This window comes from Chromatocurvus halotolerans (assembly GCF_004340525.1).
Taxonomy (GTDB): domain Bacteria; phylum Pseudomonadota; class Gammaproteobacteria; order Pseudomonadales; family Halieaceae; genus Chromatocurvus; species Chromatocurvus halotolerans.
Genome location: NZ_SLWX01000002.1, coordinates 355,968 through 376,349, shown reverse-complemented (window position 1 = coordinate 376,349; position 20,382 = coordinate 355,968). Strand labels below are relative to the sequence as shown.

The following is a 20,382-nucleotide window of genomic DNA, read 5'->3' as shown; positions in this document are numbered from 1 at the left end:
ATAGCAGATCGGCTCCTGTATCATGCCGCTCCGCCACACGACCGAATAAATGATTGCAATCCCGCAACTGCACTAAGCCGGCATCACGACATTATCAAGGCGCTTTCGGCTGTGATAGCCTGCTGCGGATATCTGGCCAGGGTCACCTCATGCTCGCCTACGCGCTGCGCCGCCTTCTGTCGACGATTCCGGTTATGGCTATCGTAGCCCTGCTGGTATTTTCCCTGTTGTACCTCACACCGGGAGATCCCGCCGTGGTACTTGCGGGTGAGCAGGCTTCCGAGACGGATATCGCGCGATTGCGTACCGCCATGGCGCTGGACAAACCCTACGCTGAGCGCTTCCTTATCTGGGTGGGCGGTGCCGTACGCGGTGATCTCGGTGTCTCCGTCTTCTCCAACCGGCCGGTCATCGAGCTTATCGTGCAGCGACTGGAACCGACTGTTGCACTCACCCTGGGCTCCCTGCTGATTGCCATTGTCCTCGCCGTGCCTCTAGGCACGCTGGCGGCGTGGCGCTCCGGCGGCGCGCTGGATCGTATTGTCATGGGCTTTGCCGTGTTCGGCTTCTCGATCCCCGTGTTCGTGCTTGGCTATCTGCTGATCATCCTGTTCTCCGTGCACTGGGATCTGCTGCCCGTTCAGGGTTACCGGCCAATAGCCTATGGCGTAGGGCCGTTTCTCGAGCACCTGGCGTTGCCGGCGCTCTCCCTGGGCATCGTCAACGCGGCACTGATCGCACGCATCACGCGCGCATCGATGCTCGACGTGCTCAATCAGGACTACATGCGCACGGCGAGGGCGAAAGGCCTCTCCACATCGCGCATATTGATCCGACACGGCCTGCGCAACGCCGCAGTACCCATCGTGACCATCATCGGTATCGGCTTTGCCATGCTCATCAGTGGCGTCGTGGTCACCGAGACCGTGTTCAATATCCCGGGCCTCGGTCGCCTCACGGTGGACGCCATTCTGCGTCGGGACTATCCGGTGATCCAGGGCGTGATCCTGGTGTTTTCACTGACCTATGTTGTGGTCAATCTGCTGGTTGATCTGAGCTACGGGCTTTTCGACCCGAGGATACGCTATTGAGTGCACCCATAGCCGTCAGTGCGATAGCGCCTGAGAAGAGTCTGCTCCGGGACAGCGCCCGCGATCATCCCGGTCTGTTCGCCGGGGCTGTCCTGTTGCTGCTGGTCATTGTCGCGGCGCTGGCGGCACCCTGGCTGGGCACCGTCGACCCGCAGGCCATCGCCGTGCTCGACCGGCTGGAGACGCCAGGCCGCGAGTACTGGTTCGGCGCGGATCTTATCGGTCGCGACGTCTACAGCAGGACTCTCTATGGCGCCCGCGTGTCACTACAGGTTGGCCTCGGCGTCGCAGCCCTGGCGCTTTCCATCGGGCTTCTCATCGGCCTGATCTCCGGCTTCTCAAAGGCCGCCGACACCGTACTCATGCGGGTCATGGATGGCCTGATGTCCATTCCGTCCGTACTGCTGGCGGTGGCCCTGATCGCTCTGACCGGCGCCAGTCTCGGCAACGTGATCATCGCGCTGGCCATTGCCGAAGTGCCGCGGGTCGCCCGTCTCGTGCGCAGCGTCGTGGTGTCGCTACGCGGGCAGCCCTTTGTCGAGGCAGCGATTACCGCCGGCACGCGTTTCCATCTCATTCTCTGGCGGCATATCCTGCCCAACACCATCGCCCCACTGCTTGTGCAGGGAACCTATATTTTTGCCTCTGCCGTCCTGACGGAGTCCATACTCAGCTTTATCGGCGCCGGCACGCCACCCGCCATTCCCAGCTGGGGAAACATCATTGCGGAAGGCCGCACGGTGTTCCAGTTTGCTCCTCATATTGTGCTGTTCCCGGGTATTGCACTGTCATTGACGGTACTGGCGGTCAACCTCGTGGGCGACGGCCTGCGCGATGCGCTGGACCCACGTTTTGTACAGCGAGGCTGAGATGACCGCAAACCCCCCGTTGCTTGCCGTTGAGCAGTTGACCGTCAGCTTTCGCTCGGGACGCCGGGAGTCACCTGCCGTGGAGGATGTCAGCTTCACCCTTGACGCCGGCGAGACGCTGGCGATTGTCGGGGAATCCGGGTCTGGCAAGAGCGTGACCAGCCTTGCGGTCATGCGCCTGATTCCGGACCCGCCAGGGCGGATCAATGCCGGTCGTATTCTCCTGAACGGCAAGGATCTGCTGGCGCTGAACGACAGCGACATGCAGCGCATACGCGGCAACGACATTGCCATGATCTTCCAGGAACCCATGACCAGCCTCAACCCGGTCATGACCGTCGGCACCCAGATCGCCGAATCAGTGCGGCTGCACCAGGGCAGGAACACCGCGGAGGCGCGACAGCACGCCCTCGACATGCTCAGACGGGTTCAGATGCCGAGCCCCGAGCAGCGCCTGGATCAGTATCCACATGAGCTTTCCGGCGGCATGCGTCAGCGTATCGTCATTGCCATGGCGCTGGCCTGCAACCCGATGCTGCTGATTGCGGATGAGCCGACAACCGCGCTGGATGTGACGGTGCAGGCCCAGGTCCTCGACCTGATGCGCACGATACGATCCGAACTGGACGCGGGGGTCCTGCTGGTCACCCACGACCTCGGTGTCGTCGCGGAAATGGCCGATCGCGTGCTGGTCTTCTATGCCGGGCGTGTCGTTGAATCGGCACCCGTGAGGTCACTGATGCGAAGGCCCAGGCACCCCTACACTCTCGGACTGCTCGGAGCCATGCCACGCCTGTCCACGCGCGGCGGCACCCGGCATGAGCGCCTGCTGGAAATTCCCGGCAACGTCCCGCCGCCAGGGTCACGCGGACCGGGCTGCTATTTCGCACCGCGCTGCGCCTATGCGACGCAGGAGTGTCGGGACGCACAGCCGCCGTTGGAGGAGAAACACGCCGGACACCTCGCTGCCTGCTGGCACAGTGACGAACTGGAGGAGCCCGCGTGAGTTCACTCCTCGAAGTCCGAGGCCTGTCCCGTCATTTCCGCGCGAAAGCGGGGATTGTCGGCAGATTGACCGGGCAACGGGATGACCTGCTGCGCGCCGTGGACGGCGTCGATCTCGATATTGCCGCCGGGGAGACCCTTGGGCTGGTTGGCGAAAGCGGCTGCGGCAAGTCCACGGTGGGCCGCTGCATCCTGCGCCTGGAGCGTCCCGATGCGGGAACCGTCGTGCTGGATGGACGCGACCTGGCCGGTCTCAGTGACGGCCAGATGCGCAGCCTGCGCAAGGATGTCCAGATTGTCTTCCAGGACCCCATGGCGTCATTGAATCCACGGCGCTCGGTGGGCAGTGCCGTCGCCGAACCACTGATGAATTTCGGCATGACAGGCACTCGCCTGCGCGAGGCGGTCGCCGACCTTTTCGCGCGCGTGGGATTGGGCCGCGACCAGATCGATCGCTTTCCTCACGAGTTTTCCGGTGGCCAGCGCCAGCGTCTCGGGATTGCCCGCGCGCTGGGTCTACGACCGCGCCTGATCGTGCTGGACGAGCCCGTGTCGGCACTGGACGTGTCCGTGCAGGCGCAGATCATCAACCTCCTGATCGACCTGCAGCAGGAATTTGGCATCGCCTATCTGTTCATCGCCCACGACCTTGCCGTGGTGGAACATATCAGCCACCGGGTGGCGGTCATGTATCTGGGCAAGGTGGTGGAAACTGCGCCAACTGCGACGCTGTACCGCGCGCCGCAGCACCCCTATACCAAGGCGCTACTCGCCGCCGTGCCCGTTGACGATCCCGATGACAGCCGCAACCGCGTGATCCTGCAGGGTGACCTGCCAAGCCCGAGCAATCCGCCCTCGGGGTGCCGCTTCCGCACACGCTGTCCGCTGGCGGACCCATACTGCGCGGAAAAGGAACCTCCTCTCGTCGCAGCCGACGAGGAACAGCACGCCGTGGCCTGCCACTACGCCTCGACCGGGCCGCTTCCGCAAAACACCAGCGCTTAAGGCATCGCCGTGGGCGACTTGCTGATATTCCAGAACACCACGGTACCGGGGACTTCGAGCACACCCTCCAGCCGCGGACTGTAGGCCACCGGCAGGTACCATTGGCCCATGGGGACATAGGGCACCAGTTCATAGGCGCTGCGCTGTATCTCAACCGACAGTTCCAGACGTTCTTCGTCCATCAGCGCCGCGGGGAAGCGCTCGATCAGGGCCTGATGCTCATCGTCACAGGGCCAGCCAGGCCAGGCATCGCCGCAGCTTGCGTGCATGGGCAAATTGCCCACCGGATCCGAGACATCGCCACCCGGCCAGTAGGTCATGCCGAGGTGCCACCCGCCCTCCTCCGGCGGTGACCGGTTGCTGCGGCGCGCCGCCATCGAACCGAAATCCATGGCCTGCAGGTCGACGTTGACGCCGATTCGCTCAAGCTGCTGGGCAAACACCAGCGTCGCGATATTCACGTACTGGATGTCGGTCGGATGAAGCAGGACCAGGGGCTCCCCACCATAGCCTGCCTCGGCGAACAACTGCCTGGCCCGTTCCGGCCTCTCGCCCATCCCTTCTGGTGCGCCGGCCGTGCTGGCCAGCGGGGAACCGCAGGTGAAGAAGGCGGCGCACTCTCGCACCAGGCTGTCATTGCCAAACATCGCCTGCAGGATCTCGCCCTGATCCAGGACAAACAGAAGAGCGCGCCGCGCCCGGGGATCGTCGAACGGCGGATGCAGGTGGTTCATGCGCATCATGCCCTGCATTCCCAGCGGATCCTTGCGTTCGACAATCATGCCGGCGCTCTCCAGCATGGGCAGAAAATCCACGGCAGGATTCTCCAGGTAGTCGATCTCGCCACCTGACAGCGCAAACACTGCCGACTGGGCGTCGCGGATGTTCAGCCACTCTACGCGGTCCACATGCACCACCTTGCCACCAGCGGCACCCGAGGCCGGCTCGCTGCGCGGCAGATAGTCCGGATTGCGCAGGTAAACGACCTTGCTACCGGGTATCCACTCTTCCTCCGAAAACATGAAGGGGCCGGAACCCACCACCTCACGCACTGGAACAGAGGGGTCCGTCTGTGCCAGACGCTCCGGCATGATGACGGGGATGGGGCCGCCGGTCTTGGACAGGGCGTGCAGCATCAGACCGTAGGGCTCACTCAACCGCCAGGTAAACCTGTTATCGGAATCCGCCGCGAGGTCAATCGTGCGCGCCAGCAGCTGTCGACCGAACGGATCACGCGCGCCCCAGCGTCGCAACGACGCAACGACATCCCGCGCTGTCACCGGCTGTCCATCGTGGAACAGCAGCCCCTCGCGTAGCCGGAACGACCAGACAAGCCCGTCCTCAGACATCGACCAGGTTTCGATCATCTGCGGCTGCGGCCGTTGTTGCGCGTCCCTGGCAAACAGTACGTCATAGACCATCAGCGCATGACGCTGGACGATACCCACGGTGGTAACGATTGGATCCAGCGACTGCAGATCGGCATGCGCAACCACCGTTAGGGTATTGCTGTCATCCGGTGGCGTGCACGCGCCGAGCAGTGCGTACAGGAGCACCGATGCCCAACGCCGGAGACGGCGGATTCTCCTACTCCACATCAGCCCGGCGCTGGCAGCACGAGGATACCGGAATGCCCGGCCCTGCGCTGCCAGCGAGAGCCTGCCCTCACAGCCTGAAGGAAGCGCCGAGGAAGAGCTCCGTACCGAATGGATCATAGGTATCCGGGAAAGTATTGGCGCGACGCTGGTTGGCACCGAGGAGCGGCGGATCATTGTCCAGTAGATTGTTGACACCACCCCATACGGATATACGCTCGCCGACGTCGTAGTTGAAGGACAGATCAAGGTAATGCTGATCGCTGAACTCCGCAACCGGTATGCTCGCCGGATCCACGCCGCGCAAGGCAACGATATCCAGGTCAACTTCATCCAGCCAGCGGTGCGTCAGGCCCACGGTCAGATTGCCCGTGTACCAGCGCAGCTGTGAGCGGGTCTTGAACTCGGGTCGGGGTTCACCGCAGGTACCGCTGCCAAAAGCACCGGCACAGGCATTCTGGTTGTCGCTCTGGTCCTGAAGCGGCGTGAGCGTAAACTCATCCAGCCAGGTCACGTTGACCGACAGGTCAAAGCTGCTGGTGTCGCTGAACAGGCCGAAGTCCGCGTCGAAGCCATAGCTTGCTTGGAAGTCTATACCGCTCGTTTCGATAGCGCCGATATTCTCGTTCAAGGCAGTCACCGCGAACGGGAACTGGATCGCACCGCTATCATCACGCCCGACCGACTGGCAGGCTACACTGTTGATATCCTGCAACTGGTTGAAGCACAGGTTGAGAACGTTGCCGACGCTGCCGCCGAAGGGGGCGATCGCATCCTCCACTTCGATATCGAAGTAGTCGACCGTGACGCGAAGCCCGGGCAGGGCCTCGGGTGTGAGTATCAGGCTTACCGTGTAGGTATCAGACTCCTCAGCGTCAAGATCCGGATTTCCACCAAAGATGCCAGGCACTTCCTGGTTCGGCTGCACCGCGGGCGTACCGACATTGGCCGCCGGAACACCACTGGCAATACACAGGTCGCGCACAGTCGGGTCAGACGCGGCGCCTGGCGTCGCGCAGGGATCCGTTGCCTGAATCGCAAACTGGCGTTGCCCACCAAAGGCCTCACCCACGCTGGGGGCCCGGATTGCGCGCTGGAACTGCACGCCGAACGCCACCTGATCGTTAAGGGCCCAGTCAAGGCCGGTAAAGTAAGTCCATTTTGTACCTACCTGGTCGAGGTCATAGTCGGAGTAACGGAATGCCCCTTTTGCGGTAAGCTCTTCCACCATGGGCGCCCCGGCAATCAGCGGAACCTGTACCTCACCAAACACCTCCCAGACCTCGATGCTGCCGCTTGCGGGTGTAATCGGGTTGAACCCCGCGATGTCACCGTCGGCCAGCAGCTGGTCGGGCTGGAAATCCAGCGAACTGTCGCGGTATTCAAAACCGACTGACACGCCCAGATCACCGGCGGGCAAGGAGGCTATGTTGCCGCCGATCGTCCCGGCCAGGACCTCCAGCTCGGTAACATCGGAGTTGACACTGGTCACCGCAATCGCGTCGACGCCGGCTGGCGAGATATTGTTACCAAAGGGATTAACCAGCGGCTGGCCGTCCGGGCCGGTTCCGTTGAGTATGTTCTCGGCAAAACGGGATATCGACGCATTGCCGATCTGGGTCTGGGTGTTGTCAGAACGGGCAAAGGAGTAATAGACATCCCAGGACAGGCCACTGACAAAGGTATTGGGGCTGTCATTGAAGTCTCCTTTGAGCCCCAGCAGAATGCGCCAGGCGTCGCGTTCATCGATGTTTCGCCGCGGCCCCAGTTCGGTCAACCGTCTTCCCACTTGCAGGTTGGTCAGGCCATCGCCGGCCCCCGGACCCGGCTCCGTCTCGTCCAGGATTCGCAGGACGTCCTGCATCTCAGTCGAGACAAAGGGATTATCGACGTTGAATGGCAATGAAGCGTTTATGAAACTCGAGGCGAATCGCACTTCTGTTTCATTGTAGGTGTAGGACGCCTCGGTGTAGGCACGCACGTTGTCCGTCAGGTCGTAGTGCGCCAGCGCGGTAATCGCATAGCGCTCCTGAGGCAGTCTGAGGAAGTTGTCCTGAGCGTAGTTGAATCTGTCTGCAGGGTCCTGGAACGGGCGGACGTCGGGACCATCACCCACTGTCGTGAAGCCTAGTCCGCCGACGCCACCGAGACCGGCCGCGTTCAGCGCCTCTGTCAGGCCAAGACGGGAGGACGGGTTGGCTGGGAGCCCGGAAAAGCGCCCACTCGGGATAAAGCTGCTGCCACCGCGCACGAGCGCGGGCTCACCATTGACCGTGCCATTGGCGAGGACGAACTCCGAGAACCCGCGCTCCTCCACGCCAATTTCCTCACGGTCCGCGTAGTTCAGGGAAACCACGGCATTGCCGCGGCCGTTGTCAAAATTGCCGCCGAATGTCAGGGTGGTATCCGTCGTCCACCCGTTACCGCGGATATCGTTATTGGCCTGGGTCTGAAGCTCGATGCCCTCGAAGTCATCCATGAGGATAAAGTTGGTGACCCCGGCGATCGCGTCAGAACCATACACAGCCGATGCGCCGCCTGTCACGACTTCGACGCGTTTCACCAGCGAAGTCGGAATGGTATTGATGTTGGTGACCTGTGTTCCGTCAAAGAACACGTAACGACGGCCATTCACGAGCACCAGGTTGCGCTGCGCCCCAAGGCCACGAAGGTCCAGCGTCGCCGCACCAGTGCCGGTCGCGCTCGCCAGGCTGTTGGAAGCGGAGGTGGTTCCTGCGACGAATTGCGGCATCTGGTTCAGTGCTGTCTCGAGATTGACGGCGCCCGTGAGGCGAATCTGCTCCAGGTCAATCGGCTGCACCGGAACAGCCGCCGAACGCGAGGATCGTGCAAGGCGTGAGCCGGTGACAACCACCTCCTCCAGTACATCCGCGGCCGGAGCTGCCGCCTGCTGCGCCAGAGTGATACCGCTCATACCAAAAAGTGCGGAAGACACAGCGACACTCAGAATCTTTCTACGACCTATCATGCGACTATCTCCTGAATTGTTGGTTTTTTGAAGAATCTTCGTAATGGATACTCAAGGAATGCTGAACATCGTGCTGTACGCGTGGGCGACACCCAACTCCCGGCGCGTCACCATCATGCTGGAAGAACTCGGTGTGCCTTACCGCATACATCCCATCAACATTCGGGCCGGGGAGCAGTTCGAACCTCCCATGAGCACGCTGAATCCCTTCGGGAAAGTACCGGTGCTCACCTGGTCCGAGTGCGAGGAGACGCGTGTATTGACCGAGTCCGGCGCGATTCTTGTTGCCCTCGCGGAGCGCTATACCCGCCTGCTGCCTTCCGAAGACGGTCCGCGGGATGCGGTCCTGCAGTGGTTGATGGTCGGTCTCACTGCGCTGGCACCGGCGACTGGCCAGGCGCATCACTGGCGCAGCCTCGCCATGGAGCGCTGCGACGTCGCGATCGACCATGCGGTGACTGCGGTTCGGCGCGTATATGATCTTCTGGAGGAACACCTCGGCCGGCAGGCCTTCCTCGCCGGGGACTACTCCATCGCAGACATCGCGGCCTACCCCTGGATTGAGCGCTGCGAATGGGCGGGTCTTGTACTTCACGAATACCCCTCTATAGAACGTTGGCACGGCGAAATCTCAAAGCGTGATGCCGTGCGTCGTGGTATGGCACAGCCAGCAGGCGCAACTCTGGATTGACCCAGCGACAAACGACGGCACCACACCTTTTAGACCGGCAATTCTAATAAGATGCGCCGCAGGACGATTTGTTACAGCCGGGTGGCCTGAAGTACAGCAATCGCAGGGACGTCTTCTGCGCATCACCTTTACCGAGATGTCGTCCGCGGTTGGTTTCTGGCGGTTTTCAAACCGTCAAATCAATGCCATGTTATCCTCAGTCTCCGTAGTGCTTATCCACAACTGGCGAGGATGACAGTCTACCCATCCCTCAAGGAAAGGATTATGGAGGTTAGGGAAAAAACCAACTTCATGGATAATGCAACATTACACAGACTGAAGGCCGGCGATCAGAGCCTGTTCGCCGAGCTCGTGCGGGACAATCATCGTGCACTGATCGCCCTCGCCGTACCCATCGTTGGTCAATCGGAAGCGGAAGAGGTTGTACAGAATGCCTGGCTCAAGGCTCACCAGGCGATTGCAACGTTCGAGGGTCGCGCGCAACTTCGTACCTGGCTCGGCAGAATTGTCATCAACGAAGCCAAAATGCAACTCAGAAAACGCGGAAGAGAGCTCTTGTTCAGTGACTGGCAATCAGATGAACAATCAGGTGACGCGCTGGCTGACCGTTTCAATCGCAGCGGCCGCTGGCAGTCACCCCCTGCAGATTGGGAAACGGACACTCCAGAGGACCTTCTGATGCGCGAGGACCTGGCCAGTTGCCTCGAAGAGCTGCTTGACGCCATGCCCGTCAACCAGCGTACCGTGCTTGAATTGCGCGACACCACGGGGTTTTCATTTGAAGACATCTGTAACGAACTGTCGCTCTCTGCATCCAATGTGCGAGTCATATTGCACAGAGCGAGAAGTCAATTGTACAAACTTGTGGATCATTACGAGGAGACCGGCGAGTGCTGACCTGTCGAGAGGTTGTCAATAGCGCTGACCACCTGATCGAGCGGGAGCTGAGCCGGCGCCAGCAATTGGCAATGAAAGTGCACCTGCTGATGTGCCGGCACTGCCGCCGCTATGTAAGGCAGTTACGCGCCCTGCTGCAGGCCATTCCGTTCATGCACAGCAAGGCCAGTGACAGTGAAGTTCGTGACGTGATGGAGCATATCCAAAGCCACCAGTCTGAGTCTCGTTAACAGCAAGACTGCCAATCTCACCCGAAGGAGAGGGAACCCCCAATGCCACAGCATCCGAGGAACCTCGACGCTCGCATCGTTTTTCTCGACGTGGTGGAAACGGTCTTTTCCCTGGCGCCGCTGGAAGAAAAAATGACAGCCCTCAATCTGCCGGAGGGAACGGACCGGGTATTCTTCGCGCAGTTACTCAGGGATGCCTTCGCTCTTTCAGCTAGTGGCGTTTTCCATACCTTTCCGGAAATCGCCAGGGGCACGCTGACAGTTTTGCTGCACAGCATTGGTCACGAAGCCGATGAAACCACCCTGAAAGATATCCTGGCGGCATTCTCCCAGCTCCCCGCCCACGAGGATGTCAGACCCGCGCTTGAGAAACTGAAGCCTTTTGACTGCCAGGCTGTCCTGCTAACCAATGGCTCCCGCGCCAACACAGAGAAACTGGTGCGCGACAACGACCTAGAACAGCTGGTTGACGATATTGTGTCGGTGGATGATTTCCAGATCTGGAAACCGCAGACAGCACTCTACCAACAGGCAGCCCGCGAATATTCATGTGCCCCCGCAAATGCATTGCTGGTTGCCGCCCACGCCTGGGATGTTCACGGGGCGCTCCGTGCGGGGTTTCACGGTGTCTGGATTCAACGCCAGGATTCGATCTATCACCCCCTGATGGGAAACCCTGACCATCAGGTTGCGAGCCTGGTCGACGCAGTGGATCTGGCAGTCAAACAGCTCAAATGCACGGGTAAGGCGTAAGGTACAGCCGCTGGATTAACAGAAGGAACCATCAAAGCGTATCAAGACCGCTCCAGTGACGCGATCAGAGGACACCGCACAGGGTCCGACGTCGCGACGCACTCAGCGACCAACCCGACGAGTACTGTTTCAATGCGCTTGAGATCGGCGCACCGGGCCCTTACGTCAGCAAGTTTCTGCTCCGCCTGCAAGCGCGCCTCGCGGCAGCCCGCGCCATCATCAAGCACTAGCAATTCGCCGATCTCGTCAAGGGAAAACCCCAGCCGCTGTACCGACTTGATGAAGCGTACCCGGGTCACCTCCGCGCGGCCGTAACGGCGTATGCTTCCGTAAGGCTTGACGGGCTCTGTTAGCAGCTTCTTGCGTTGATAGAAACGGATGGTCTCTACATTGACGCCGGCAGCACGGGCGAACGCACCAATCGTCAGATTTTCCAGCGAACTGTCCATATCACTTGCCTCCGTACTCAGGTACGGCACTAAGATTACACCCATCGTTCCGTTGCCGTAAGACGCTCAGGAGACTTCCCGATGAAACAGTTCACACAGTGGCTTACGCGCGGTGGTGACAAGATGGGTTCGCTAGGTGCCCTGGTCTCTGCCATGGGGTGCGCCATGTGCTTCCCGGCAATCGCCAGTCTCGGTGCCGCGGTTGGCCTCGCTTTTCTGGCCCGATGGGAAGGCCTGTTCATCAATACGCTGTTACCGTTTTTCGCGTGGCTTGTCTTGATCATGAACGCGGTTGGCTGGTTCAGCCACCGTCAGTGGCATCGCAGTGTACTGGGGATGGTCGGCCCGACGTTACTGCTGCTGTCACTCTACCCCTGGTTCCGATATGCCTGGAGCACCGAAATTACCTACACCGCGCTGGGAATGATGGCTGCCGTGTCGGTATGGGACCTCGTCTCGCCAGCAAACCGGCGCTGTGCCCGGGACGGGAACGCGATATCGTCTAATCCACGCTAAAGATCTGACCGGGTCAAGAACTCAAAGGGTACGCGCCGATGACCACAAACAACACCAATGCCGAAATGCACATAGCCATTATCGGCGGCGGCAGCGCCGCATTCGCCGCCGCCATTCGCGCGGTAGAGGCCGGTGCCAGGGTGACCCTGATAGAGAGCCACACACTTGGCGGCACCTGCGTCAATGTCGGCTGCGTGCCATCGAAGATCATGATAGCCGCTGCAACGGTCGTTCACGTGCGCGCTGGCAGCCCTTTCGACACAGGTATTTCCGTGCGCGTGCCCGATATCAATCGAGAAGCCCTCCTCGCCCAGCAGCAGGCGCGCGTGGATGAACTGCGCCAGTCGAAATACCAGTTCATCCTCGACTCCCACAAAGGGATAACGCTGCTCCGCGTCAAAGCGCAATTTGTCGATGACCGCACGCTGGCTATTGAAAACGGTTCCAGCGTCCCGCAACGCCTTGGATTTGACCGATGTCTGATAGCCACCGGCGCCAGCCCTGCAATACCGCCCATCCCGGGCCTGTCTGACACACCTTTCTGGACCTCGACCGACGCCGTGGAGAGCGATACGATTCCGTCACGGCTGGCCATCATCGGGTCCTCAGTGGTGGCAGTCGAACTAGCACAGGCCTTCGCGAGACTTGGAAGCCACGTCACGCTTCTCGCTCGCCATAGGCTACTCTCCCGCGAAGATCCGGCTATCGGCGCGTCGCTCACCGCGATCTTCCGCGACGAGGGCATTGACGTGCTGGAATACACCGAGGCCAGCCGAGTCGACTACGATGACGACGTGTTTCACCTCACAACGCCGCGCGGTGAACTGGAGGCGGATCGGCTGCTGATGGCCACCGGTCGCACAGCCAACACGCGAGAGCTCAATCTGCCCAGGGTGGACGTTGACACCGACGCGAGTGGCGCCATCATCGTCGATGACCACATGCGCACCAGTGCGACTCATCTTTACGCCGCCGGCGACTGCACCAGCCAGCCGCAGTTTGTCTACGTGGCTGCGGCGGCCGGCACACGGGCGGCCGTCAACATGACCGGTGGCGAGGCAGCACTGGATCTGCGCGTCCTGCCTGCGGTCATATTCACCGACCCGCAGGTCGCCACGGTAGGTTTGTCCGAGGGCGAAGCAACGCGCCAGGGAATCAGAGTCGAATCCCACACGTTGAAGCTGGAAAACGTGCCCCGGGCCTTGGCAAACTTCGACACCCGTGGTTTCATAAAACTGGTTGCCGAGGCAGATTCAAACCAACTGGTCGGCGTGCAGACGGTGGCTGCCACCGCCGGCGAGTTGATCCAAACCGGTGCTCTGGCCGTGCATCACCGGATGACGGTCGCGGAGCTGGCCGACGGTCTGTTCCCCTACCTTACGATGGTCGAAGGCCTTAAGCTCGCGGCGCTGTCTTTCGATAAGGATGTTACGCAGCTCTCCTGTTGCGCTGGCTGATATCTCGATCCCGGAGAGAAATCCAGGAATACCGAACTGTTTCCACACCGCAGCGTCGCGGCATTCCCGAACACCTGGCTTCACGGTCAGCTTCGGTGTTCCGGATTTTCATAATCGAACCGGCACCCGGCCGACCACGCCTTGCGATCATTGCCGTGATTGGGAAGGCCGCCGGCGTCCTTCAGCATCCGCGCTGCATGGAGGAGATTCCAGGTCATGATTGTCGTGTTGCGCTGCGTGAATTCATTGTCGAGACCCGCGCCATCGTCACCATAGCTCGGCCCCGGTCCGGCTTCGCCAAGCCAGCCGCAGTCGGCTTGTGGCGGGATCAGGTAACCCAGATGCGAGAGTGAATAGAGTACATTCATCGCGACATGCTTTGCTCCATCCTCGTTGCCGGTAACCACGACACCCCCGCTCCTGCCGTAAAAGATGGACTGTCCTTTCTCGTTCAGAAGTCCCGACATGGCGTACAGGCGTTCAATCAGCAGCCGGCAGACCGAGGATTGCTCCCCCAGCCAGATCGGCGTGCCGATCACCAGGATATCGGCGGCCTGGATACGCTGCCACAGGTCGGGCCAGTCGTCGTGTTCCCAGCCATGTTTCCGCATGTCGGGCTGTACGCCGAAGGCGATGCGGTAGGCGGTACCGCGGATGTCGTCGACGGCAACGCCGTTGCGGCGCATGATCTCGGCAGACGCGCCCATCAGCAACGCGGTATGCGATTCCTGATCGGGATGTTGCAGAGTGCAATTGAAGAAAACAGCCTTGAGGTCCGAAAAATCGGTGCCGTTCTGGTCACAAAGCGCGGTTTGTCGTTCATTCAAGTCCATCGGCGTGCCTCCGTCAGATAGGGTTTCGAAATAGGGTTTTACTTTTTTGGGCCTTCACCAAATCGAGTGGGTAGATTAGCCTTGTGTGCATGAAAGATACACAGCTCTACAGCCAGATACTCGGCATCCAGAAGCCTTGGAAGGTGTCCTCGGTAAACGTCTCGCTCGCAGACGATGAAGTCGAGGTGGAAGTGGACTATGCCGGGGACAAACTCCGTTGCCCCAAGTGCGGAACCGCATGCCCGAGGTATGACAAGCGGCGGCGACGTTGGCGACACCTGGATACCTGTCAGTTGAAAACCCTATTGGTGGCCGACGTGCCGCGGGTGGAGTGCCAGGAGCATGGCGTTGTGACAGTCGATGTGCCCTGGGCAGAGCCCGGTAGTGGGTTCACCGCCCTGTTTGAGGCATTTGTCATCGATTGGCTGAAGACCGCAGCGGTCAGTGCGGTAGCTGAGCGCCTGCGCCTCAGCTGGAATGCGGTGGACGGCATTATGCAACGGGCCGTCAGGCGCGGTCTGTCGCGTCGCGAGGCCATGGCACCGAAGCGATTGAGCGTTGACGAGACCTCCTATCGCAAGGGCCACGATTACATCACGGTGGTGACAGATCAGGAGTCCGGCACCGTTCTGCACGTCGCCGAAGATCGCATAACAGCGAGCCTTGGTAGCTTTTACGAGCAACTGGATGAGGAGCAGCGCAACGGGATCGAGGCTGTCTGCATGGACATGTGGCCGGCCTACATCAAGGCGACGCGAGCGGCGATTCCTGATGCCGACCAGAAGATTGCGTTTGATCGCTTTCACGTCGCGCAGTATCTGGGCAGAGGCGTCGATCAGGTCCGCCGTGATGAGCATCGCAAGCTGGTCAGAGGTGGCGATCAGCAGCTGAAGGGCACGAAGTACCAGTGGCTGCGAAACCGCGGCAACATGAGCTGGCATCAGCAACGGGCGTTCACCACGCTGCGCCAGTCCAGTTTGAAAACCGCCCGAGCCTGGGCCATGAAGGAGTTTGCGGCACAGTTATGGCATTACCAGCACCGCACCTGGGCGGCAAAGGGCTGGACGCGGCTGATCAACTGGATGGTTCGAAGCCGTCTTGCGCCCATGAAGAAAGTGGCTGGCACGCTCAAGAAGTACCTGTGGGGCATTATCAACGCGGTGATCCTGAAAGCTGACAACAGCTTTGCGGAGAGCATCAACAGTCGCATCAAGACGGTGAAGGTGCGTGCCCGCGGATTCCGGAACAAACGACGATTCCGCAATGCCATTTACTTCCACCTGGGTGGGCTTGAGCTTTATCCCGCCGGAACGGCGCGATGATTACCCACCATGATTGGGGAAGACCCACTTTTTTTCGTTGCCCGAAAATCTCGCGTACCTTGAGTCTGTGAGAGATTGATAGTCGGCGACATGACCATCCGTCCAGCGAGTTCCTTCTTTCGGGATTTCGTAACGCATCACTAACAAAACGCTTCTTGCAACCGTGCCAGGCCTTTGGCAAATGTATCGCTGTCGGCAGCGAAGGACAAGCGCATATGGCCGGGGGCACCAAAGCCCGAGCCTGGAACCATGGCCACGCCGAGTTCGTCGAGCAGCCAGTCGCCCATTTGCTGGTCATCGTCCTCCTCATCGAGCGATTCGATGACCCGCGAAAAGTCCGGCAGGCAATAGAAGCTACCTTAAAAGGTATTCGGCTTACCGCCCATATTTGTAGACGAACTCAGACCGAGTGAGAGCGGTGTCGACATTCAGTTATTTGCGATCAGATTTCGAGATTCTTTTTTAACTCGCCCAGCAGACTGACGTAGATTCCATGGCAGAATTGTTCCGCTTCTTCACCCTTGCCATTCCAGCTTGAATACCACTCCACAAAGGCGCCGCCATCACCCTCCGTTACTGGCCGAACAAGAATGCGCCCCTCGTAGTCGCTGACTTCATCTTTTGAAACCGGCGAAGGGCCATCGTCAATGCTGTACCTGAGGCTGTATTCTTCATCGTCAAGATCAGTCAATGTCTCATGAAAAGCCTCGTTGAGAATACGTTTGGCTCCTAGTTGATCGCCTTTTTTGTCACCGACTGCTTCAACGCTGGAAACGACATCAGGAGCCCAGCTCAAGTCGTGAAAATTACGAAGCTTCGACCAAACTTTGCCCGCTGGCGCATTGATTACGACAGATTGATAGGTTTTGCTCATATTTAGCTCCAGACTTTGAGTTGAGTGAGTTTGCTGCATCATCAGAAGGATTCTCTGCAAATCGCAATGTTTCAAGCCACCCAGCTTAGAGTGACCGGTCTCCAGAATGTTACAGATACCGTCAGATTTATGGTTATGGATTTCCAACGGCATCAGCGCCAAATTCCTGGAGGAGCATCACGAAGCACCCCGTATCATTATGGGCCACAGTCTGGGAGGAGCTGCCGTATTGGCGGTTGCCCAGCACATGGAATCCATTGAGGCGGTTGCCACTATCGGCGCGCCGTCCACAGCCAAATCATGTTCACCACCTGTTTGACAGTAAGTCCACTGAAATTCACGAGGCCGACACGGCGGAAGTGACGCTGGCTGACCGGCGTTTCAACATGAAGTCACAAGTGCTGGAAGATCTGGAGCGTCGGAGTCGACGGCACAGCCATCTTGGCGGGGTCAATCCCGGGGCCTTTAAACGGGCCTCATTGTGAGTCTGGGAACGCTCCATAGACCGTGGGAAGTCCAAAAGAATAGGTCAGAAACCTCCTTTAACCAGGGGGACTCCATTGCTGTTTATTCATTCCCCAAAATCTCGTGTACCCTGGCCATGCCGGAATAATCCTGTGCGAGATTGCTGGTCGGCGGCATGGTCAACGCAGCGCATCGACGGCGTCCTTCGTGGTCAGGGCCTTGCTGGCAATGAACTTGAAGTTGACCACCGCTGCCTGATACCCATCTCCAAGCTCCGGATCGATGGCGGCTGCGGTGGCGTCGGTGACAACGAACACTTCGAAGCCCTGTTCAACCAGATCACGCATATGCGACTCGACGCACAGGTTCGCCGACATTCCGGCCAGAACGACCTTGCTGATACCGTGTTTGCGAAGATTGAGCACCAGGTCGTTGTTCTGGGGGCCGTAGACCTTGTGCGGGCTGACCACGATGGTGTTGCTATCCGTCAGCAGCGGCTTGAGACGTTCCAGCCAGTCAGCGCCGGATCCCTCGAATCCGGAGAGGTCCAGCGGACCACTGCGGGCGAACATGCCGATCTCGTGCATCCTGAGCTCGAGCGTGCCGCCGAACTGCCACTCTTTGTCGGCCGGATAATAATAGTGTGGAGACACGAAAGTACGGTAGCCACCGTCGCGGGCGGCGGTCAACAGGGCCTCGAGGTTGGCGATGGTGTTGTTTTCGCGGACGCTGTCGCCAACCAGGCCCCAGGCGGCGCCATCTTCGCTCAGGAAATCGTTCTGGGGGTCAGTCACGACCAGTGCGGTGGTTTTGGTGTCGATGTTCATTATGGGTTCCCTGCGTTCTGAGAGTGGGGATTACCCTGCCGGGCCGGCGTCACGCCCTCAGCTGTCTTTCGCGCGACAGAAACATAGACCAGGCCCAGCACCGCGCCGTAGACGATATGGGCAAAGATTGGGATCCAGCCACGTGCCTTGGCAAACCATGGGAATATCGTGGTCATGCCGTAGAAACTGACCAGGTACACGACGATGCCGAAAACGACGCCCAGCCCAATCGCCATACCAATGGCACGGCCTCGGGCGATGAACGCGAACAGGAACGCGAGGAATACGGACAGCCCGAAGTGAATCAGCATCGCAACCAGCATGATGACGGCATCAAAGGTCGGGGGCGGCGGTAAAACCCCTTTTCCCATAGCGATGGCGGCGATCATGCGTGGGGGGGCCCAAGGGCTGCCCCCCATGAAAACGGGCACCATGAGCATTTCCAGCATCATGAATACGGCGCCGGCGATGAAGGCGGCCCAGAGTGTTGCCTTGACGTCGATTCCTGTAGCAACTCCAGTATTGTCAGACATGTCCGTCTCCCTGATTGTGAAAAGCAGTCGATGCCACCTTGTTTAAGAGGAGGTCGAAATACGATTTTTTCGGCACTACTATCTGTTCAGCGCCCATCTGCAGGCGCGCCAATACAGCAACTTCACGAGTCTGAGGAATGTTGATCGTCGCGTCGGTGCGTTGCCGTACCGAGCCACGCCAGCTTCTACGGCTGCATCCGCTTTGCCTGGTCGCCCGCCAGCAGCTTCACTGGGGGTTGCTCCCGGCGCTTACCGGTTGCCGGAACCACCGCACGCTTCAAGGGTGTGGTGAAACAGATCCGCTAGGGCCTCCCGGCAAAACAGCCGACAATGCGGAAATGAAGGCTCTCTTCACAGATCCGGGAGGCAATCTGTTGGTGTTGCCGGTGACACCCAGGAAAGGCGAAGGTCCGATGCTCTCTCCCAGAAACCGCCGTCAAACTGCCCAATGGGGAAACCACAACCCTTTATCCACATCATGTATAAGCGAGATAGAGTGACCAAATAGCTGACAACCCTCCTCAATGCTTGACCACGAAGTCCTGATCCAGCGTAAAGAAGCTCTCGCAGCCGTTGTCCGTGACATGAATCGTGTCGCTGATGCCCACGGTCTTGTCCCCATCGACCCCCCACATCCACGGGATAAGATGCAGGGTCATGCCCTCCCTCAATATCTGGGGGCTGCCCTGCTGGAGGCTCAGCATGTAGCCCTCGTCCCAGCTCGGCGTGAAGGCGATGCCGATGGAATAACCGGACCGCGTAATCAGCCGCGCCCCGACCTCGTTATCGCCGATCATCGTGCGGGCCAGATTGTCCAGGTCCGAGACCGTCAGGCCGGGCCGGATCATCCGCTTCATCTCCAGCAACGTGTGTTTCATCAGCTCCTGGGCATGCCGCATGGACGGGCTCAGCTCCCCCATCACGACGGTGCGCATCATCGCCGTGTGATAGCGCCGATAGCACCCGCCCACTTCCAGGAACACGTGCTCTCCGGGCTGAATGACGCGACCCTCGAAGCTGGCGTGGGCGATCATAGTCCTGGGTCCGGAGGTGACATAAGGCATCACCGCGGGGTTTTCGCCCCCGGCCCGGAACATGGCGCTGGCAATGGCCGCGCCCACGTCGTTTTCGGTGGCGCCGGGGACACAGGCTTCCCAGCCGGCCTGCATGCCGGCCTCCGTCGCCCTGGCCGCCTTGGCCATGGCATCCAACTCGAGCTTCGACTTGCAGATCCGGCCCTCCTCCACGATGCCAAAGCAGTCCCGCAGCTCGGTGTCCAGCATTGTGGTACGGATGGTGTCCTGGTCATAGGCGGGGAAGAAATAGCTGTTGCGCTCGTAGCCGATGCGCTTGCCGGTCAGGCCGAACTCGTGCAGTGCGCTCACCAGCGTCTGGATGGGGTCTCCTGAATCCGGGTAGGTGCGCGTTTTCTCCACCCAGGTGCGGCCGCAGACGTTGGATTCCTCCAGCATTCGGGTGACCATGAACGGTTCGTCCTCCCGCGGGATGACCAGCGCCTGGAAGTGGGTGTAGCCGGTGGTCTGGTAGTCCGTCAGATAAATGTGGTTCGCCGGATCCGTGATCACCACCGCATCCAGCAAGCGCTCTTTCATCCTGGTGCGAAGCTCGGTGAGCCGACCCATGTACTCCTTGAAAGGAAAGGTCATGTCATCGCGTTGGTTCATGCCTTGGCCTCCAGGGCATTGATCTCGGTGCGGCCCATGAACTGTATCCGCTGATCCATTACCCGGGATTCAAGAATGGTCTGCGGGAACTTCCGCATGAAGTCGCGCCTGGGGACCGTATGCATGCCCAGGCTGTGGACAGAGGCATCTTTCCTGATGAACTCGATAGGTGGGTCCTTCATGCTTTCGTAGTTATGACCGACATTCAGGCCGCTGACTGTTCAAGACACAGCCACAGGAGAGCCAGTGCATCGACTGGCTCAATGTTGAGGAATGACAACAGTCACGTCCGTGCG

General features: G+C 59.9%; 21 protein-coding genes. 11 read left to right on the top strand and 10 right to left on the bottom strand.

All coding sequences use genetic code 11. The annotated features are described in order from the left end of the window. Positions 1–149: 149 nt before the first annotated feature. From EV688_RS03940 to EV688_RS03925, 4 genes are read left to right on the top strand one after another with little or no spacing between them, the layout of a single operon-like run. Positions 150–1,091 carry an ABC transporter permease gene (locus tag EV688_RS03940; protein WP_117314746.1) on the top strand — a complete coding sequence of 314 codons (942 nt, stop codon included), beginning with the start codon at positions 150–152 and terminating at the stop codon, positions 1,089–1,091. Beyond that, on the top strand, positions 1,088–1,960 hold the full coding sequence (locus EV688_RS03935; RefSeq protein ID WP_117314745.1) for an ABC transporter permease: 873 nt from the start codon (positions 1,088–1,090) through the stop codon (positions 1,958–1,960). Before EV688_RS03940 ends, EV688_RS03935 begins: the two co-directional genes overlap by 4 nt. A gap of 1 nt (position 1,961) precedes the next feature. Beyond that, positions 1,962–2,966 (top strand): ABC transporter ATP-binding protein, encoded by a 1,005-nt coding sequence (locus tag EV688_RS03930; RefSeq protein WP_117314744.1) that lies wholly within the window; start codon positions 1,962–1,964, stop codon positions 2,964–2,966. After that, the gene (locus EV688_RS03925; protein ID WP_117314743.1) at positions 2,963–3,970 is read left to right on the top strand and encodes an ABC transporter ATP-binding protein; all 1,008 of its coding nucleotides are present in this window, start codon (positions 2,963–2,965) and stop codon (positions 3,968–3,970) included. Before EV688_RS03930 ends, EV688_RS03925 begins: the two co-directional genes overlap by 4 nt. On the opposite strand, the gene EV688_RS03920 is transcribed toward EV688_RS03925, so the two are convergent. Both EV688_RS03920 and EV688_RS03915 read right to left on the bottom strand, forming a co-directional pair. After that, on the bottom strand, positions 3,967–5,526 hold the full coding sequence (locus EV688_RS03920; protein ID WP_162883771.1) for an ABC transporter substrate-binding protein: 1,560 nt from the start codon (positions 5,524–5,526) through the stop codon (positions 3,967–3,969). The two genes, EV688_RS03925 and EV688_RS03920, sit on opposite strands and share 4 nt — an antisense overlap. Positions 5,527–5,635: 109 nt before the next feature. After that, on the bottom strand, positions 5,636–8,554 hold the full coding sequence (locus EV688_RS03915; RefSeq protein WP_117314741.1) for a TonB-dependent receptor domain-containing protein: 2,919 nt from the start codon (positions 8,552–8,554) through the stop codon (positions 5,636–5,638). A gap of 43 nt (positions 8,555–8,597) precedes the next feature. Here EV688_RS03915 and EV688_RS03910 point away from each other — a divergent pair, with 43 nt between their 5' ends. The 4 genes from EV688_RS03910 (at position 8,598) to EV688_RS03895 (ending at position 11,125) form a co-directional block, all read left to right on the top strand. Continuing rightward, positions 8,598–9,245, top strand: coding sequence for a glutathione S-transferase family protein (locus tag EV688_RS03910; RefSeq protein WP_117314740.1), 648 nt, complete (start codon positions 8,598–8,600; stop codon positions 9,243–9,245). Positions 9,246–9,509: 264 nt separating this feature from the next. Continuing rightward, positions 9,510–10,142: an RNA polymerase sigma factor gene (locus tag EV688_RS03905; protein WP_205686464.1), complete on the top strand. Its 633-nt coding sequence runs from the start codon at positions 9,510–9,512 to the stop codon at positions 10,140–10,142. Further along, positions 10,136–10,372, top strand: a complete 237-nt coding sequence (locus tag EV688_RS03900) for an anti-sigma factor family protein (protein ID WP_117314739.1) — start codon at positions 10,136–10,138, stop codon at positions 10,370–10,372. The genes EV688_RS03905 and EV688_RS03900 overlap by 7 nt, the downstream gene beginning before the upstream one ends. Before the next feature lie 42 nt (positions 10,373–10,414). Then, positions 10,415–11,125, top strand: coding sequence for a haloacid dehalogenase type II (locus EV688_RS03895; protein ID WP_117314738.1), 711 nt, complete (start codon positions 10,415–10,417; stop codon positions 11,123–11,125). Between the two features lie 41 nt (positions 11,126–11,166). On the opposite strand, the gene merR is transcribed toward EV688_RS03895, so the two are convergent. Further along, positions 11,167–11,574, bottom strand: coding sequence for an Hg(II)-responsive transcriptional regulator (gene merR / locus EV688_RS03890; RefSeq protein ID WP_117314796.1), 408 nt, complete (start codon positions 11,572–11,574; stop codon positions 11,167–11,169). Positions 11,575–11,655: 81 nt separating this feature from the next. Between merR and merC the strand changes: the two genes are divergently transcribed. Next, positions 11,656–12,090 (top strand): organomercurial transporter MerC, encoded by a 435-nt coding sequence (gene merC / locus EV688_RS03885; protein ID WP_117314737.1) that lies wholly within the window; start codon positions 11,656–11,658, stop codon positions 12,088–12,090. A gap of 38 nt (positions 12,091–12,128) precedes the next feature. After that, positions 12,129–13,547: a mercury(II) reductase gene (gene merA / locus EV688_RS03880; RefSeq protein ID WP_117314736.1), complete on the top strand. Its 1,419-nt coding sequence runs from the start codon at positions 12,129–12,131 to the stop codon at positions 13,545–13,547. A gap of 86 nt (positions 13,548–13,633) precedes the next feature. On the opposite strand, the gene EV688_RS03875 is transcribed toward merA, so the two are convergent. Further along, entirely contained in the window at positions 13,634–14,380 is a 747-nt protein-coding gene (locus tag EV688_RS03875; RefSeq protein WP_117314735.1) for a flavodoxin family protein, read from the bottom strand. Between the two features lie 89 nt (positions 14,381–14,469). On the opposite strand from EV688_RS03875, the gene EV688_RS03870 reads away from it, so the two are divergent. Then, a complete protein-coding gene (locus tag EV688_RS03870) occupies positions 14,470–15,702 on the top strand; it encodes an ISL3 family transposase (protein WP_117314734.1) in 1,233 nt (410 codons plus the stop codon). A gap of 140 nt (positions 15,703–15,842) precedes the next feature. Here EV688_RS03870 and EV688_RS03865 read toward each other — a convergent pair whose 3' ends face one another. The 6 genes from EV688_RS03865 to EV688_RS03840 all read right to left on the bottom strand — a co-directional run bounded on the left by EV688_RS03865 (position 15,843) and on the right by EV688_RS03840 (position 20,268). After that, on the bottom strand, positions 15,843–16,046 hold the full coding sequence (locus EV688_RS03865; RefSeq protein ID WP_117314733.1) for an aminotransferase class I/II-fold pyridoxal phosphate-dependent enzyme: 204 nt from the start codon (positions 16,044–16,046) through the stop codon (positions 15,843–15,845). A gap of 98 nt (positions 16,047–16,144) precedes the next feature. Continuing rightward, positions 16,145–16,729: an SRPBCC family protein gene (locus EV688_RS03860; protein ID WP_205686463.1), complete on the bottom strand. Its 585-nt coding sequence runs from the start codon at positions 16,727–16,729 to the stop codon at positions 16,145–16,147. 491 nt (positions 16,730–17,220) lie between these two features. After that, positions 17,221–17,868, bottom strand: a complete 648-nt coding sequence (locus EV688_RS03855; RefSeq protein WP_117314732.1) for a cysteine hydrolase family protein — start codon at positions 17,866–17,868, stop codon at positions 17,221–17,223. Then, on the bottom strand, positions 17,868–18,401 hold the full coding sequence (locus tag EV688_RS03850; RefSeq protein WP_205686462.1) for a hypothetical protein: 534 nt from the start codon (positions 18,399–18,401) through the stop codon (positions 17,868–17,870). Before EV688_RS03850 ends, EV688_RS03855 begins: the two co-directional genes overlap by 1 nt. Positions 18,402–18,922: 521 nt before the next feature. Beyond that, a complete protein-coding gene (gene doeA, locus EV688_RS03845) occupies positions 18,923–20,086 on the bottom strand; it encodes an ectoine hydrolase (RefSeq protein ID WP_117314731.1) in 1,164 nt (387 codons plus the stop codon). Then, positions 20,083–20,268: a hypothetical protein gene (locus EV688_RS03840; RefSeq protein WP_117314730.1), complete on the bottom strand. Its 186-nt coding sequence runs from the start codon at positions 20,266–20,268 to the stop codon at positions 20,083–20,085. Before EV688_RS03840 ends, doeA begins: the two co-directional genes overlap by 4 nt. Between the last annotated feature and the right edge of the window lie 114 nt (positions 20,269–20,382).

What these genes read in the sequence shown, in the direction of transcription:
- EV688_RS03940 (WP_117314746.1), top strand. Translation starts at nt 150, where the DNA reads ATGCTCGCCTACGCGCTGCGCCGCCTTCTGTCGACGATTCCGGTTATG.
- EV688_RS03930 (WP_117314744.1), top strand. Translation starts at nt 1,962, where the DNA reads ATGACCGCAAACCCCCCGTTGCTTGCCGTTGAGCAGTTGACCGTCAGC.
- EV688_RS03915 (WP_117314741.1), bottom strand. Translation starts at nt 8,554, where the DNA reads ATGATAGGTCGTAGAAAGATTCTGAGTGTCGCTGTGTCTTCCGCACTT.
- EV688_RS03910 (WP_117314740.1), top strand. Translation starts at nt 8,598, where the DNA reads ATGGATACTCAAGGAATGCTGAACATCGTGCTGTACGCGTGGGCGACA.
- EV688_RS03905 (WP_205686464.1), top strand. Translation starts at nt 9,510, where the DNA reads ATGGAGGTTAGGGAAAAAACCAACTTCATGGATAATGCAACATTACAC.
- EV688_RS03895 (WP_117314738.1), top strand. Translation starts at nt 10,415, where the DNA reads ATGCCACAGCATCCGAGGAACCTCGACGCTCGCATCGTTTTTCTCGAC.
- merR (WP_117314796.1), bottom strand. Translation starts at nt 11,574, where the DNA reads ATGGACAGTTCGCTGGAAAATCTGACGATTGGTGCGTTCGCCCGTGCT.
- merC (WP_117314737.1), top strand. Translation starts at nt 11,656, where the DNA reads ATGAAACAGTTCACACAGTGGCTTACGCGCGGTGGTGACAAGATGGGT.
- merA (WP_117314736.1), top strand. Translation starts at nt 12,129, where the DNA reads ATGACCACAAACAACACCAATGCCGAAATGCACATAGCCATTATCGGC.
- EV688_RS03875 (WP_117314735.1), bottom strand. Translation starts at nt 14,380, where the DNA reads ATGGACTTGAATGAACGACAAACCGCGCTTTGTGACCAGAACGGCACC.
- EV688_RS03870 (WP_117314734.1), top strand. Translation starts at nt 14,470, where the DNA reads ATGAAAGATACACAGCTCTACAGCCAGATACTCGGCATCCAGAAGCCT.
- EV688_RS03860 (WP_205686463.1), bottom strand. Translation starts at nt 16,729, where the DNA reads ATGCCGTTGGAAATCCATAACCATAAATCTGACGGTATCTGTAACATT.
- EV688_RS03855 (WP_117314732.1), bottom strand. Translation starts at nt 17,868, where the DNA reads ATGAACATCGACACCAAAACCACCGCACTGGTCGTGACTGACCCCCAG.
- EV688_RS03850 (WP_205686462.1), bottom strand. Translation starts at nt 18,401, where the DNA reads ATGTCTGACAATACTGGAGTTGCTACAGGAATCGACGTCAAGGCAACA.
- doeA (WP_117314731.1), bottom strand. Translation starts at nt 20,086, where the DNA reads ATGAACCAACGCGATGACATGACCTTTCCTTTCAAGGAGTACATGGGT.
- EV688_RS03840 (WP_117314730.1), bottom strand. Translation starts at nt 20,268, where the DNA reads ATGAAGGACCCACCTATCGAGTTCATCAGGAAAGATGCCTCTGTCCAC.